The sequence below is a fragment of the Acetivibrio clariflavus DSM 19732 genome (assembly GCF_000237085.1).
GTDB lineage: Bacteria > Bacillota > Clostridia > Acetivibrionales > Acetivibrionaceae > Acetivibrio > Acetivibrio clariflavus.
In genome coordinates this window covers 696,353-712,713 of record NC_016627.1, presented here as the reverse complement: position 1 = coordinate 712,713, position 16,361 = coordinate 696,353, and the positions used below count along the sequence as shown (strand labels likewise).

At 36.3% G+C, this 16,361-nt stretch carries 11 protein-coding genes; all 11 read right to left on the bottom strand.

Going from position 1 to position 16,361, the window contains the following annotated elements:
* Window positions 1-12 precede the first annotated feature (12 nt).
* The 11 genes from CLOCL_RS03005 to CLOCL_RS02955 all read right to left on the bottom strand — a co-directional run bounded on the left by CLOCL_RS03005 (window position 13) and on the right by CLOCL_RS02955 (window position 16,148).
* Window positions 13-1,515 (bottom strand): helicase HerA-like domain-containing protein, encoded by a 1,503-nt coding sequence (locus CLOCL_RS03005; protein WP_014253959.1) that lies wholly within the window; start codon window positions 1,513-1,515, stop codon window positions 13-15.
* A 272-nt stretch (window positions 1,516-1,787) separates the two neighbouring features.
* Window positions 1,788-5,825: an S-layer homology domain-containing protein gene (locus CLOCL_RS03000; protein ID WP_014253958.1), complete on the bottom strand. Its 4,038-nt coding sequence runs from the start codon at window positions 5,823-5,825 to the stop codon at window positions 1,788-1,790.
* A gap of 366 nt (window positions 5,826-6,191) precedes the next feature.
* On the bottom strand, window positions 6,192-7,550 hold the full coding sequence (locus tag CLOCL_RS02995; protein WP_014253957.1) for an outer membrane protein assembly factor BamB family protein: 1,359 nt from the start codon (window positions 7,548-7,550) through the stop codon (window positions 6,192-6,194).
* A 696-nt stretch (window positions 7,551-8,246) separates the two neighbouring features.
* Window positions 8,247-9,653 (bottom strand): LiaF transmembrane domain-containing protein, encoded by a 1,407-nt coding sequence (locus tag CLOCL_RS02990; RefSeq protein WP_144687094.1) that lies wholly within the window; start codon window positions 9,651-9,653, stop codon window positions 8,247-8,249.
* Complete coding sequence (locus tag CLOCL_RS02985; RefSeq protein ID WP_014253954.1) at window positions 9,650-10,459, bottom strand: hypothetical protein; 810 nt, start codon at window positions 10,457-10,459, stop codon at window positions 9,650-9,652. Before CLOCL_RS02985 ends, CLOCL_RS02990 begins: the two co-directional genes overlap by 4 nt.
* A 7-nt stretch (window positions 10,460-10,466) precedes the next feature.
* Window positions 10,467-10,943, bottom strand: a complete 477-nt coding sequence (locus tag CLOCL_RS02980) for a hypothetical protein (protein ID WP_014253953.1) — start codon at window positions 10,941-10,943, stop codon at window positions 10,467-10,469.
* Window positions 10,944-10,945: 2 nt separating this feature from the next.
* On the bottom strand, window positions 10,946-11,488 hold the full coding sequence (locus tag CLOCL_RS02975; RefSeq protein ID WP_014253952.1) for an RNA polymerase sigma factor: 543 nt from the start codon (window positions 11,486-11,488) through the stop codon (window positions 10,946-10,948).
* A 196-nt stretch (window positions 11,489-11,684) separates the two neighbouring features.
* Window positions 11,685-12,530, bottom strand: coding sequence for a GerMN domain-containing protein (locus CLOCL_RS02970; RefSeq protein WP_014253951.1), 846 nt, complete (start codon window positions 12,528-12,530; stop codon window positions 11,685-11,687).
* 97 nt (window positions 12,531-12,627) lie between these two features.
* Window positions 12,628-13,317, bottom strand: coding sequence for a deoxyribose-phosphate aldolase (gene deoC, locus CLOCL_RS02965; RefSeq protein WP_014253950.1), 690 nt, complete (start codon window positions 13,315-13,317; stop codon window positions 12,628-12,630).
* A gap of 16 nt (window positions 13,318-13,333) precedes the next feature.
* The gene (locus CLOCL_RS02960) at window positions 13,334-13,615 is read right to left on the bottom strand and encodes an ArsR/SmtB family transcription factor (RefSeq protein ID WP_014253949.1); all 282 of its coding nucleotides are present in this window, start codon (window positions 13,613-13,615) and stop codon (window positions 13,334-13,336) included.
* A gap of 67 nt (window positions 13,616-13,682) precedes the next feature.
* Window positions 13,683-16,148, bottom strand: a complete 2,466-nt coding sequence (locus CLOCL_RS02955; RefSeq protein ID WP_014253948.1) for a CoA-disulfide reductase — start codon at window positions 16,146-16,148, stop codon at window positions 13,683-13,685.
* Between the last annotated feature and the right edge of the window lie 213 nt (window positions 16,149-16,361).

Here is a 16,361-nt window from a genome sequence, read left to right as displayed (position 1 = left end):
CACCTATACCTGCTATTTTCTCAGTGAACCTAAAATTCCACGGATTAAAGTTCTGCCAATCTCTCTTCCTATTGTATTTGCAGCAGAATTGGCAGCCTTTTCAATAAAAGATTTACCTGTTTTCTTTCTGCCGGAAGACACCCTTTTGGCAGAACTGCTGCTGTTAACACGCCTTGCAGAATTATACTGTTCCTTTTGCCCCTGATTATTCAGCTTAGTATCAAGCTGCTGCTTTTTTTCTCTATCCTTAAGTATTTCATATGCCGACTCGTTATCTATCATCTGTGCATATTTTTCCCTCATAGGACAAGATAAAATTATCTGCCTTCTTACTGCCTCATCAATAGTACCTATATGGCTTTGAGGCGGTAAGACAAAAGCACGTTCAACTATACTCGGACTTCCGGTCTCATCCAGGCATGAAATCAGCGCTTCACCAATTGAAAGCTCCGAAATAACACTTTCCACGTTAAATTTAGGATTTGCCCGGAAAGTCTGTGCTGCAGCCTTAACATATTTTTGGTCGGAAGGGGTAAAAGCACGAAGTGCGTGCTGGATACGGTTACCCAACTGTCCTAATATCTCATCGGGTAAATCTGACGGATTCTGTGTAACAAAATATATACCTACTCCTTTTGAGCGAATCAATCTTACTACTTGCTCTATCTTTTGAAGAAGCACTTTTGGTGCATCTTTAAACAGTAAATGTGCCTCGTCAAAGAAAAATACAATTTTAGGTTTATCAGCATCCCCAACTTCCGGAAGGGTTTCAAACAATTCTGAAAGCATCCACAGAAGGAAAGTGGAGTAAAGCACCGGTGAATGAATCAATTTAACGCTGTGCAGTATATTTATATATCCGCGTCCGTCAGGAGCAGTCTGAATCCAGTCGTTAACATCAAGGTCCGGTTCTCCGAAAAAGAGATTTCCTCCCTGATCCTCCAAAGCAACAAGACTTCTTAAAATCGCTCCCACACTTTGGGTTGAAATGCTTCCGTACTCCAGGGTAAATTCCTTGGCATGTTCACCCACATATTGTACCATTGCACGAAGGTCCTTCATATCTATCAGCAATAATCCCTTATCGTCTGCAATGCGGAATATTATGCTTAGCACGCCGGTTTGAGTCTCATTCAGTCCAAGCAGCCTTGCCAGCATTAATGCACCCATTTCCGAAACAGTAGTCCTCACCGGAATTCCGCATTCGCCGTATATATCCCAGAAACGCACCGGATAAGCACTGTATTTAAAGCCTTCAATCCCAAGCTCTGCGACTCTCTCCCGAATTTTGGGATCCTCACTTCCCTGCACTGCCAACCCTGCAAGGTCACCTTTTACATCGGCAAGGAAAACAGGAACACCACAATCACTGAAAGACTCGGCTAAAACTTTCAAAGTCACTGTTTTGCCCGTCCCGGTAGCACCTGCTATAAGTCCATGCCTATTGGCCTTGTCTGGTAGAAGATAAACGGGATTTTCTCCTTTAGCAATCCAAATTTTATTATCACAGTACATTTCATCTCACCTCAAACAAAAAATTGCATAAAACCCGTCAGTTCTCTGCAGGGAATTATATGCCGACATGTAAATTATTATATCATATATATCGGTATTTTAACATTATTTATCAATACTTTAGCTAAAATCCTTCAGTACTGAATCAAACAAAAAACCTTCCTTACTGTTACAGAATTATATCCAGTATTCAGTATAGGAAGGTTTAAATCTTTTGAAATGATAAATAATTTTTTATTATATTACCCTTTTAATCCTCAATATTACTCTTTTTAATTTTTACTTTGTTTATCATACCAAGATATGCAATTGTATATAACCGCAAATACTTCACTGCGCTTGATATTACTTTGCGGTCTGAAAGTTAAATCCGGATAACCTTTAATAATTCCTTTCTCAACGGCAGCATTAATATAACCTAATGCCCATTGCGGTATTACTTCAAAATCTGCAAAGTCATTTGTAGTTGAACCAACAGGCTCAATTTTATATGCTTTTGAAACTGCAGTAATTAATTCAGCTCTAGTTATTTTATTATATGGACGAAAGCTCCCATCTTCATATCCAATGAAAATTCCTTTTTCATATAAAGCATTCACTGACTGAACTGCAAACTCAGGTATTTCATCAAAATCCTTAAAATCTGCCTTCGTAGAATTTTTTAAATCAATTCCTATAGCTTTAGCCAAAATTACTGCCACTTCTGCACGAGTAATTTCATTATCCGGCTTAACTGTGCCATCGGGATATCCGTTAATTATCCCTTTTGAGTGGAGACTATATATATAGTCTTTTGCCCAATGATTTATAGCATCACTAAAGATAAACCCAGTAGGAATTTCATCGTTCGGTTCTTTTATTTGTTCTTTTTCTGTAGCAGGTATATCCGTTGTAGGCGTTGGTGTAGGTGTTGGTGTTGGTGTATATGTTGGTGTAGGTGTCGGTATTGGTGTTTTTTCTTTCGAAGTTGTAGATTTGGATTTTGGTGTTGAGGGACTCGCAGGTGTGGAACTACCCTTTGAGATGTAAAAAGTCACCTCACCGGTTGTCATATTGTCCCATCTATCAATAACAGCATAACTGAACAGATGTTTACCTTCTTTTTGATTTTCCAATGTAAATCTATTTCCATCTTTTGCATCCACCTCAATTTCATCAATTGCTGCTCTTATAACATAGTCACTCTCATCTTCAGCAACGATCTCTATGACATAATCATCGGACACGATCTGTTCCTCTGACAAATTAATACTTACAACTTTAGGTGGATTGGTTTCATTGGATATATTTTCATCCCTATAAATGCTCAAAGTAGTTACTGATTCATTACCTGCTTTATCAACAGCCTTTATTGTAAAGACATTTTCACCTTTACTAAGATTTACTGTCAAATCAAAATGCGGATTGGTGCCTATTTTGCCATAAACCAACTCTGCCTCTTGACCGTTAATTATTACACTGCATTCCTCAGACACCGAGCCTGATATTTCAATCTCATCAACATATACAATTTCATCATATTCATAATCAAATTCTATTATGGGTTCTGTAAAATCGCATTCTATAATATACTCCCGTATTTTTAAGTCCGGATTGCCATAAACACTATTAATGACACTTTCTCGATATACACTGCCGCATACAGTAAGTTCATTTGTTCCTTCATAAAGCATTACATCGGAAAAATTAAATACACTGTCATTGACACTTGTATTGTAGCGGTCGGAATTCTCCCCATTTTTCACTACCAGTTCAATTTTCGAATATCCCGGTGCTACACCTTCTATATCAACAAAAGGTTTATTTGTAAACTCTTCCAGATTTGTAATACTTGGTGTTCTTAAGCTTTCTCCTATTCCCACCACAAAAGCCGCATCATCAAAATATACCTCTTTTGCCAATACTTTATATCCCCATTCTCCAGCTTCAGGATTCATAATATATATTCCGTTGGATAGCATAGGGTTCTGTATAATGGAATATAAAGTACCATCCGGTTTGTACAATTCTATATCATAATCTCCGCCATAGCTATCCATCGTCAAAAGATAGTCATAACCAGGCTTGCAGTTAAACTTGTACATCTCTGACTCTTCACCTTGACTAAGTGTTGAAAACATAATACTCATCGGTAAATAATCAAACTTATTGATTATATCTATTACATTGTTCTCCGGAATGTTATGAGTAACTTTAAGAACCAAATACTCAAGTATCTTTGCCACTTCGTCAGTTATTTGCCTTTCATTATGGAAAGTAGTATAGATAACCTTTCCCTTTCCATAAGGAAAAGAAACCAATAAAGGTGCTCCCTTTATCAAAATACCAAAATCGTTATAATAATCTCCTGTCACATGAGTTGTAACATCGGGACTTACCGATTCAATAACAACCCAACCGCTCAAATCGTAATTTATTTTAATATTTTCGTTCCCAAGATAACTGGCTAATCCCTTATCCGTGATTGTTGCATTCACTTTTTGAGCTCTTCCTATATACGGACTATACGGAAACTTTATGTACCCGGGAAAAGCTTTATCAATATAAGCATATGCACGATCCGAGGCATAAACTGTCCCACCTTCTCTAACAAATCTTTCAATAGAAGATGCCGCTCTTCCTGCATAGCTGATTGCTCCGGAATTACAGTTCAAGAAAATAGAATCATAGATTTTTATGTCGTCATAGGTCACCAGTGAAGCATCATTTATTTCAATAAAGCTCTTACCCATTCCTTTAAGAATACTACCTATATCATCCCAATGTTTTGTTGTAACTGCTATTGCTTCTTCACCATCATCTACTATAAACGGCTGATATGCCACACCAAAGGCTTCTCTGATTTGCTGCAGTATTGTATTAGTTAAAAAATCCATGCCCGTTAAATTGCTATAAACCGGTTTTGTCACTTTTACATCAGATACTATATCAGCCTCTTGGAATCCACCAGTTGTAGCTGTCTGATAAAGACCTGCCGGATCATATGCCTTTGCTTGAAGTATATGTTTACCTTTAGGGTATTCTCCCTTTTTTATAACAAATTTGTACGGTGGTGCAGTACAAGTTGATTTTAATACTCCGTCAACATAAAATTCCACTTTTTCAACCCTGATATTATCTGTGGCATTAACTTCAACCTCAGTGTCCTTAGTAATTAATTCACTGGGAAGTTTCTTAAACGATACCTTTGGCGGTTCATTGTCAAACTGCATTCCGTGACGATTAAAAATGCTCCATATTTCATATTCTTTTCCCTTAGCGTACCCCTTGGCAAACCAATTTGTCCAAAAATCACTAAGACCTTGATTGTATTTACCTGTAGATGCTACTTTTTCGTGAAATACATTCTGTACAAGTGTAAAGCTCTCACTTAATTTGTCATGGCTTTCATTAACCGTATCCGTTATATCCCATAAAGTCGCCGCATTCGCATATTCATTACCTTCATTCGGAACATCTGGATTCGGTGTCTCTATCTCATTATAAATTCCCCCACTAGCATTGGAATCCCTGTAATTGGGAGTTCCGTCAACATATTGTCCGAAATATGTTGCCCATCCTTCTGAATATGCCAAACCTTTATTATAAACCCCGATAGCGTTATGACTTCCACCGGCTCCTTTAGGCTGTTCTGCAAAATTGCTCATTAAAAAGTGTCCGTATTCATGCCAAATTACAGTTTGGTCCCACTCGTCGGTATCAGTTTTAATTGACTGTATATACATAGTATCCTTTCCACAGCGTGTTCCTCCACTATAAGAATCATCTTTCCATACAACTTTAACCTTTGGAGGTTTACAGTCAAAATCAGGTTTACCCGCCATCCATACCTCAGCTGCTTTGCGAATAGTATTTACAATATGAAAAGGTGCATTCAGTCCTATATTAACTTCTCCGAAATCATAGTCCGTTGTAACATTGTCCACCTGATCTGACGTATAATCTAAGACTTTATTAGATAAACTTCTTTCAACTACATAGGAAAATTCATCCTCAGCTTTAACAACAAAATATAAATCTACTCCACCTCCAAGCCATCCATCATCAGTATTAATCGATTTAAAAACAAAATTACCGTTACTGTCGGTTTTTGTTTCCCCAAGTTTTTCACTGCTAAAAATATCCTTATCATACAGTATCACAGTAAAATTTTTCAATGGAGCTGTTTTTTCAGTATCCGACATAGAATTCTTATATTTGTAGGTTAAACGTCCTTTGACTGTTATAGTATTAGATGTTGATGCAGCAAAGCAAACATTGGTAAATGCAATTTGCATAAGAAGAACTAAAGCCATGAAAATGGCAAGCATTTTTTTCACTTACATTACCCCCTAAACTTCAATATAAATACATTAATGTTAAAAGTATTTTTTATATAACTAATCCTGTTTCCCACAAAAATTCCAATTGAATCTCTAACTCCTACAAATGAGAGCTAAACGCTAGAAAAAGTCATTTCCAAAAGCAACTATCCCACTTCTATTCTTAAACGCGCATAATGGAAATTTATCCTGAAGTTTTTTCAAGATTTACCTGTCAACTGAGATAGGATTTGAGTTGATAACATTTCAAGATATGAGGATAGGAAAGCATTCTTTCTCCCCCTATAAAAAAGCGCAAATCATTTTTCATTTGCAATGGATAGCTCTTCTCTATATCTTACCGGGTACTACCCTCTAACTGATAACTTTAACCTCCTTTCCAGTAGCCCGGTCAAGCATGACAAACTCATTTGTGTTGTCTTCTTTTGAGGAAACAAAGATTAAATAATTGCCTGAAATAAATAACTCAGATTCAATTAATCTTCCCTCATAAATCCACTGCTCTTTAAAATTCTCCATTTCCAATGCATGTATTTTGCGGTCTTGCTCTTTAACATAAATAGAATTGTCAGATAATTCTACATAATGAACATATGGAGTTAAATCTAAAGAATTCAATGTTCTCTTTTCCTTCAAACTATATGAACTAATGACTTTATACTCGCACACATATATTGAATTCTCATCATATATTTTTACGTTACTAAAAGTTTTACCAATAGTATCCTTATAAACTATATTTCCTGTATCTTCATCCAAAAAATACACTTTCCCTTCCGTGTGAAAAAAAGCCAATGTATTGCCGTAAACTGCCATATCAAAATAAATATCCCTCTGATTTTCATTTGTATCACATTTCCAAAGTATATTTCCATCCTCTGCCTTCATATATGTGATTGTACCTTCAACATCACTAAATATAATGCCTTTTTGAGAAGTAAAAATTCCAGGAAGCAATCTTGCTTTTGATTCATACTCCCAATTCTTTTTGCCATTATTAATATCTAAAGAGTAAATTTTATGTTCAATTGCACCCTGAACATAATGCGGACCATTAAAATGCCATTGAAAAACAAGAGAATTGCCTAATATAACAGGAGAGATAAATGCACCGTTGTCAATTTTTTTAGACCATAACTTTCTGTTGTTCTCCCCATCAAAACAATAAATCAAATCTTCTTCCGTTCCAACTACTATGAATCTTTTATTATCGTCCTTTATTATCCAAGCAATACCGCCCTTTAGTGATTTCTCTGAAAGTGTTTTTCCACTCTTCAGATCTATATGTATCAATTCATTTCCGATTGCTAAAATTAGCTTATCATCAAATATGAGTCTTCTAATATTCTTACTATAAATGGAATATTTTTGATTCCATAGTATCTTTTGATTGTTAATATCAAAACATTGCAGATCCCCGTAAATAGACAAACAAATCAGAAAGTCTTCAGCTTGATCGCAAAACTTTACGGAACTAGGGCTAGGCTTAATGCTTGAACTGTCAGAATCTTTTCCATTATTGCATGCTGTAATATTTAAAATTAATACTAAAGCTAATAATAATTTAATTAAACAACTATTTTTTAATATTTTAATAACCCCCCTTAATTTTTTCATGGAGAGTATTTGATTTATGGGAAATATCACACAAAACCAAATATTATTATAACATTTCCTTGCAATAATTTCAATTTTACTATTTTCATTCTTCAATACTTTCCATCATTTTGATTGGTTTGTTTAATAAATAAAGAAGCCCGTCAGAGCTTCTTTATGGTATTTATCAAAAAAACTGTTTCGTGCATAGTAAGTTTAAAAAGAATTCTATAGTCAACAGTTACTGATAGATATATTGAATATTTCATATGTACTGTCACTATTTTTCTTAGCAATTGCAGCAACTTCGGATTTTTTTCTTTTTTCGGTTTCATTTTTTCCTTCTTAAAGTAATAAATTTAATCAATCAACAAACTTTATAACTATTTCTGCCAAACACAGAAGTTTTTTATCATTGTTTCAGTAAATTCAAAATTATAAACTTACTTTTAATTTCCTATTTCATCTTTATGACGTATCTTATAAACATACTTTAAATACATACTATAATGTATATGCACAAGCAATACTAATATTATACTATATTAACTCTAATTGGCAAATAAAACTTATCATGAAATATCATAAATTATAAACTATATATTGGGTAAAAATCTGATATTCTATAGAACGTTTTGTCTGTTTCAATTTCCGGTAACATATAAAATATTCTGCATAAACTTTATATAATTCTTTTTCATAGCAATGTTGTACAAAAAATGCACTTTCCTTAAAAATAAAGGATAGTGCATCAAAAGAGATTTTAATCAGGCACTGACATTGCTTAGTATTTATGTAAAAAGAAGTCCCTCTTTATCTTTCTATTTTCTCAAGCTTAATATCTCCATTTTCGCTATTTAAAATAAACTTTATTTTATCGTCTGTCAGCGTTCCTTTCATTGAACTGGTGCTCATATTTTCATTCACTTCAAGACCAAAGTCATTCTCTATATCGCCAAATTTGGTATTTGCCTCAAAATAACCGTTTTGCGGAGCAGGAAGTTTTAAAAGAATATCCCCAAATTTACTTTTTATATTTACATCCTGCATTATAACTTTATTAGCCTCAACTGTTATATCCCCATTAGTGTTATTTAAAACCAAGCCCTTGTTGGCGTTTGATACCCTTGTATTTCCAAATCCATTGCTTACCTTTACATAGCCTCCAACATTGGATATACTTACTTCACCATTGGCATTATCCACATCGGCATTTCCCGAAACATCAGTTAAGGTTACATCGCCAAATTTACTTATTACGTTTATATCACCGTTTATCCAGTTTCCCTGGGTTTGGCCGTTTGAATTGGTTATTGCAACAATTCCTTTAACACCATCTATCCTAATATCTCCAAAGGAGCTTTCAATGGTAATATCTTTGTTGCAATTGTTTGCAATGACATCACCGTTCTTTGAATATACCTGAGTTTTTCCCTTTATATCCTGTACTTTAACCTCTCCAAAGGAACTGTTCACTATAAGGTCCCCGCCTAAGGACTCAACTGTTATCTTTCCGTTTTTATTATTCACTTTAGCTGACTGGGCAAGGTCTGTCAGAGACACATCCCCAAATTTGTTCTCCACTTCAACATTTACGGAATCGGGTACCTTTACGGAATAGTCTATCTGTATACTTCCAATCTTGCCTTTATTTGAATATTCCTTAGAATTCGAGCTTATTTTTAGTTCCTTTTCCTTTGCAACAGTAATTAAGGAATCGGCAATCTCTGCAGCATACTCTTCATCATTATTCTTTATTGTTATATTTGCCTCAACTTCTATTTTATCTCCATCGCCTTTTGCAATGCTAATGTTCCCCACGACATTATCAATTATCAGATTAGTGCTGACAGCATCCAACTCAAAGGTCCTTGTATACTTCGACTCATTTTTATAGCTGTCAAACATTGGCCCTACCAAAATAACCCCATCTCCCGATGTCATAATTCCAGTAACCGCATAAACACCTACACTTGCCATCATCAATATTGAAATAATTATGATACTGAATACATCAAATTTTACTTTAGGGGCATCCTGATTTGAAAGAAAAATGTATAGCAATATCTCAAGTCCGATCAATATAAGTATAATGGGCCACCATTTAATTATATGCTCAATAAAGGAAATCTCTAAAATTTGAGAAACCAGCATTATTACGCCAAGGGCGATCAAAAGCAATCCCATTGACAGTGTTCCTACTCTCCATTGCCGCTTCACAGTTCATCTTCACCAGCCTTCATAGTTTCTTCGTTTTCCGTTCCCATAAGCATTTTAACTCCACCGATTATAAATAACACCGAAAGTATTATTACTCTAAAATACTCTCTGAAATTAAATCTGATAAATTTCTCAAGCTCCGGGAATATAATCTTTTCGGCCAAAAGCAAACAACCGATTGCTATAAGGGCATAGGCAAGATACTTATTTGCATTTTTTACGAGCGGTTTTCCGTTTCTAAACCAATTTACAAACAACACATCACTATCATCCCGTTTATCATTACCTGCAGCCTTGTTCATAGCATCAAACAATCCGAAAAACCAGATTATAGGTATTAGCGGCATAAATATGCTGAGGTTAATCCAATCGGTAATGAAAAAGCTCAAGAAAAATATGGCCATAAGTTGAAGTCCCTGCCGCTGTAGTCCTAAAAACATATGCCCCGCACCGGGAATAATGGACAAAACCATTGCTATGGTCTTTTTGTTTTGCTGCTCAAGTTGTTCAAGCAAAATATCTTTCTTTTCCTCACTATTGCAAATTGCAATATCGTTAATCTTATCTACCAAAGTCAAACTGTCTACCAGTGATGCTATCCATACAACAGGAATTAAACAAAGGGGAATAGCTGTAGAGCTACCTCCTCCAAATATATCTGTATTTTCCATCAAGATAGCCAGGGCAGCCGCAATCATCTCTGCTATCATAAATATTCCTCCCCGGGTGTTAAACCCAAGGTATATATGTCCAAGTCCCGGAATAAAAGATAAAATAAATGTTGTAAACTTACTCTTAGTTCTCATTAATAACTCACTCCTTTTCAACAATCTGCGGTTTTAATTTGGAAATTAATGTTGATGTATCCTCTGCAAGTTTTTCCGTCCAGCCGTTCGGCACTCTTTGTTCTATTCTTGCCGGTGTTCTTGCAATAGATGTTGTCATATCCGAAAATCCGGAAACCAAAGAATCCAGGATTCCATTACAAGAAAGCATTATGGTTATGCAAGCTGCTGCCACATAATACAAAAATACTTCCGGAGTAACTTTCTTTCTCTTTCCGGCTTTCTTCCTGTCGCTATCGGTCTTTATCCTCTTCATTACATTGTCTGTAAATTGAGATGAAATTTGATTTTCAATTCCATCCATATGGTAGCACTCAACAATCTGTATATATCTGTCTCTGCAATCTTCACAAATCAACAGATGTTCTTCAATATCTTTTTCCAACCTCTCGTCAACACAGCCTTCGCTGTATAGGAGCAGTTTCTCTTCACTATAGTGGCCCATTTTCACACTTCCTTCCATTGCTTTCTTATAGCATTCTTAGCCCTATAAAGTCTTGATTCTACAGTCTTAATACTTATCCCGTCCTCTTTTGAAATTTCATTATATGACTTTGACTGAATATAATATTTAATTAAAACACTGCTGTAAATCTCCGGCAAATTATTGCACAATTCCAATAATTTTCTGGCATTTTCCTTCTTTATCAACTCTTCATGAATACTATTACTCTCTGTACTTATCTCACCAATGTCTTCAAGGTACACCACTTTCCCCTCATTCTCCATACGCCTTTTTCTTTTCCAGTCTATTGCCTTATTGGTTGCAATTTTGCCAATCCAGGATTTTAAACCTTTTTTCTCATAACGGGATAGAGAGCGATACACTTGTATAAAAGTTTCCTGGGCCAAATTTTCAGCTTCCTGCCTGTGGCCTGTTATATTAAAGCAAATTGCATATACCAGGCCCTGATACTTTTCAACAATACTTCTAAACGAATCATCATCGCCTTTCAAAGCCTTTTCTACCAGTATTTCATCCGGATCCATCGCTCCCCTCCTTTCCTTTTCAATATTATAGACGTAAAAACTTCATAAATCCCTGCAATATTTCTTAAAATTTTAAACTTATTTTAAATACCGCCCAATAGTTAAGAAACACCGCCTATATTCATTAAAAACATAAAAAAACAAGGAGAATTTTTCTCCTTGTCTCAATAAAGTCATCCATATATTAATTACTTTATTACTCCACCAACTCTTCCTCTATCGGCTCATCTTCAAAATAAAAGGTAGTCTTCCCTTCTTCATCATCTTCATCAATGATTTCCGACACCGGTGGATGCTCATGTTCTTCAAACACTTCAATTTCATCAGCACTGTCCTGGTCGCTTATTGTTGCCTGGGCATCCTTATTGCCCTTATTGTCCTTTTCAGTCTTATCTTTTTTGCTTTCCTCAGACTTTTTGCTTTCCTCGGAAGTATCGGGCTTAGTCAAATTGGTTGTTTCTTTACTAATAAGCGAAGTGCTTCTTGGGAAAGCATTGTCAAACTTAAAAGCACCTTTAAACTCCTTTGAAGTCTTTCCTTCAATTTTGAACTTAACCTGGCTGATTTCCTTGAGCTCGGTAAGAGAGTTTACAACAGAATATATTGTCAGCTGTTCGGCAGCTTTTCCACCGGGGTGATTTTCCTTAAACTCCTTTGAAAAATCTACCGTTGCCACATCACCGCTTATCTTTACACTGCGCAACTTTGTTCCCTCTGGTATGGTAGGCTTTAAAGTCGAACCTTTGCTTGGACCGTTTATTAATTCTCTCACAATTAATGATGCAATTTCCTCAACAGGTTTCTTTAGCTCATCCATTGGCACATAGCGTATTTCCAGCTTTAACTTAGTTCCTTCCTCATTGGCAAAATACAGAGATACAGGCGATTTATCTGCAATTTGCCGAGCCTCTGCTTCGCTTAATGCTATACTGCTGGCTGGACTTACCTCATCATTGTCTCCTATCTTTTGAAATACAGAACAACCTGCAAAAATTGATATTATAAAAATACATGCAATAATAACACACAACTGTCTATGCATTAACCGGCCACCTCACAATAAATTCTTTATACGATATTTTTATGCCGGTTATACTTGCAGTATTCTATTTTAGAGCAAAAAATCGTACTTCCCCTGCTCAATAATTTGAATCCTTATTTGATGTTGCTGAGCCCTCACCGGCTATATTAGCGGTGGAACTTGTGCCAAGTCTTGTACACCCTGCTTCAACAAAGGCCACAGCTTGTTCAAAATTCTTTATTCCACCCGATGCTTTTACTCCAACCTTATCACTTACACTATTTTTCATAATCTTGATATCGTCCAGGCTTGCACCCCTTCCGTTAAATCCTGTAGAGGTTTTGACAAAGTCAGCACCGCATTTCTCGGCTATCTTACAGGCAACAGCTATCATTTCCTCATCCAAGAGAGCTGTTTCCAATATAACTTTGACAATAACACCTTTAGAATGTGCCTCGTCAACCACACTCTTTATATCCTTTTCCACATAGTCGAAATCTCTCGACAATAGCTTTCCTATATTCAGAACCATATCCAGTTCAACAGCGCCATTTTCTATAGCCTCCCTGGCCTCTGCCACCTTACACTTTGTGGTTGTAGTTCCGTGGGGAAAACCTATAACCGTACTCACTTTAACGGAAGAATTTTTTAGAAGCTCTGCGGCATATTTTACATGACTGGGCTTCACACATACCGATGCCACATTATATTTTGCAGCAATTGCACACTCTTTCTCAAGATCGCTGTCGGTAGCCTCAGGCTTTAAAATTGCATGATCAATCATTGATAATACTGTACTTTTATCCATACTTCCTCTTCCCTTCTTATGCATTTTCTTTTGTTAATATTTTTACCACTTCTTTTATTTCGTCATCCACAACACTGTAGCAAATTTCAAGACCGTTTCTGTTTCCTTCAATAATACCTGCCGCTTTTAATTTGGCAAGGTGCTGGGAAACTGTCGATTGCGGAAGTCCCAAACACTCTTGTATCGTAGTCACATTACAGTTATTCTCCATAAGACCATGAACAATACATAACCTCTGAGGATGTGCCAATGCCTTTAGCTTTTCTGCCTTTCTTTCATAAATTTTCAAGTCTTTCATGCCTATAATTCCCTCCACACACATCAATAGATAAGAAAAAATCTCCAAATTTGGTCGTCTGATGTTCTTATATAAACAAACTCATATCAGAATCTTCCGCTGCACTGATAAATGTGGCCACTCCTCCGATTTTCACACCGTCAATCAGCTCTTCTTTTTTTATTCCCATAACCTCCATGGACATATTACATGCCACAAGCTCTACTCCATTCGCCATAGCCGATTGAATAAGTTCTTCCAAAGATGCTATATTCTTTTTCTTCATTATTCTTCTTATAAGCCTGCTACCTATGCCTCCCATATTCATTTTGGAAAGGAAAAGCTTTTTAGATCCTCTCGGCATCATAAAACCAAACATCTTACCGAATAAGTCTTTTTTCACGTCTACTTTATCACTCTTCCTCAAAATGTTCAATCCCCAGAAGGTAAAAAACATTGTGACATTTCTTCCCATGGAAGCAGCACCATTAGCAATAATAAAAGATGCTATTGCTCGGTCTAAGTCATCGCTGAACACAACCATTGTCTTGTCATTTTTTCTTACATCAGCCTTCTTTTTATCCTCCTGCTTCTCTTTTCTGATATAGGCATTATAACAAGAATTTTCAAAATTTATACCTAAGAGTTTATTCCCCGTTTTTTCACACCAAGCTTTCACATCTTCCTGAAATCCCGGGTCAGTAGCTTTTATATGCAGTACTTCTCCATAATTCATAGCTTTTATACTTTCACTCAGCTTCATCATAGGTCCTGGGCACTGAAGTCCGCAGGCATCCACTTTAATTTTGGCATCTGCCTTACATTCACCGCCGTTACAATCCACCGTTTTTATTTCTCCGCTTTTGGTTATCTTATCATATTCATAGACATCCTCATTGGACTGCTTTTGGACAGCAAGTTGATAAGTTTTGTAACCGCCGCTTAAGTTCTTTGCATGAAATCCCTTCTGTTTCAAAATTCTATAAGCTATATACCCTCTTAAACCGGCCTGACAGAAAATTAGAATTTCTTTGTCCTTGGGCAACTCATCCAGACGATTCCGAAGTTCATTCAAAGGTATATTGACAGAACCTTCTATAGTTCCAAGGCTAAACTCTATTTCATCCCTCACATCAAGCAATACCGACTTTGAGCGGTCTACAGACTCTACATCATGCCAATGGAATATTTCACAATCCCCTTTTAATATGTTTGCAGCGGAATAACCTGCAATATTTACAGGGTCCTTAGCTGAAGAATAGGGCGGTGCATAGGCCAGTTCCAATTTTTCAAGGTCATATACTGTCATACCGGCACGAATTGCTGTAGCTATAACATCTATTCTTTTATCTACACCCTCATACCCTACTATCTGGGCACCCAAAATTTTTCCGTCTTTTTTGCCAAATAAAAGCTTTATTGTCATCGGAATTGCACCGGGATAATATCCTGCATGGGAACCGGAATGGGTAAAAGACTTTTCGTACTCAATATTGCTTCTATTAAGTACTTTTTCATTACTGCCTGTCATGGCAACAGTGATATCGAAAACCTTAACAATGGAAGAACCTTGCGTACCTTCATACTTTTCTGCAAATCCGCAAATATTGTTAGCCGCTATCCTGCCTTGTTTGTTTGCAGGTCCAGCAAGGGGTATCAGGGAAGGTTTTCCGGTTATATAGTCGGTAACCTCAACAGCATCACCCACTGCATAAATATCAGGATTGGAGGTACGCATATATTCATCCACCCATATACCTCCGGTAGTTCCTATTTTAAGTCCTGCCTCAACCGCAAGCCTGGTTTCCGGTCTTACTCCCACTCCCAAAATAACCATATCGGCCTTAAGGGACTTTCCGCTGTTTAATTCTGTAACAACACACGTATTTGCACTGCTTAAAGATTTTACTCCGTCTTTAAGATATAGTTCTACTCCCTTCGATTTTAAGTGCTGATGGACAATAGCTGCCATGTCTAAATCCATTGGCCCGATAACGTGGTCGGCCAATTCAACCACAGTCACTTTGATGCCTCTTGTGTGAAGATTTTCAGCGACTTCGAGCCCTATAAATCCTGCTCCCACCACAACAGCCCTTTTTGGACTCATGGAATCAACAAAATCTTTTATTTTGTAGGTATCAGGTATATTTCTCAAAGTAAATACTCTATCGGAATTAATTCCGGGAATAGGGGGTCTAACGGGTTCTGCCCCCGGTGAAAGGATTAGTTTATCGTAAGTCTCGGTATAGATTGTTTTGTCTTTAATATTGCATACTTCCACCATTTTTTTATCGGGAAATATCCTTGTTACCTCGGAATTAATCCTGACATCTATGTTAAACCTCTTCCTCATGGCTTCCGGTGTTTGAACAACCAGCTGATCCTTTTCCTTTATGACTTCACCTATATAGTAGGGAAGTCCGCAATTTGCAAAGGAGATATATTCACCCTTTTCAAAGAGTATAATTTCCGCATCCTCATCAAGTCTTCTAAGACGTGTGGCAGCACTGGCGCCTCCAGCCACTCCTCCCACTATAACTACTTTAAGCTTCATATAATAACCTCCTTTATAATTGCCGGTTAATACTAAAATTTATATATTAATTTATTTATATATTATAATATTATGATATAGTTCTATTGATGTCAAGTTTCAATTTTATAGATAATTACGGATAACAATTACAAAAGCCCCTTAATTTATCGATATATATGATGGAGGAGTATTATTAATATCATATTCCAAGACAGAATATTGAAATTAGCT

Coding starts and splice junctions, on each gene's coding strand:
- CLOCL_RS02970 (WP_014253951.1), bottom strand. CDS start 12,530: ATGCATAGACAGTTGTGTGTTATTATTGCATGTATTTTTATAATATCA.
- CLOCL_RS02975 (WP_014253952.1), bottom strand. CDS start 11,488: ATGGATCCGGATGAAATACTGGTAGAAAAGGCTTTGAAAGGCGATGAT.
- CLOCL_RS02960 (WP_014253949.1), bottom strand. CDS start 13,615: ATGAAAGACTTGAAAATTTATGAAAGAAAGGCAGAAAAGCTAAAGGCA.
- CLOCL_RS02955 (WP_014253948.1), bottom strand. CDS start 16,148: ATGAAGCTTAAAGTAGTTATAGTGGGAGGAGTGGCTGGAGGCGCCAGT.
- CLOCL_RS03005 (WP_014253959.1), bottom strand. CDS start 1,515: ATGTACTGTGATAATAAAATTTGGATTGCTAAAGGAGAAAATCCCGTT.
- deoC (WP_014253950.1), bottom strand. CDS start 13,317: ATGGATAAAAGTACAGTATTATCAATGATTGATCATGCAATTTTAAAG.
- CLOCL_RS02985 (WP_014253954.1), bottom strand. CDS start 10,459: ATGAGAACTAAGAGTAAGTTTACAACATTTATTTTATCTTTTATTCCG.
- CLOCL_RS02980 (WP_014253953.1), bottom strand. CDS start 10,943: ATGGGCCACTATAGTGAAGAGAAACTGCTCCTATACAGCGAAGGCTGT.
- CLOCL_RS03000 (WP_014253958.1), bottom strand. CDS start 5,825: ATGCTTGCCATTTTCATGGCTTTAGTTCTTCTTATGCAAATTGCATTT.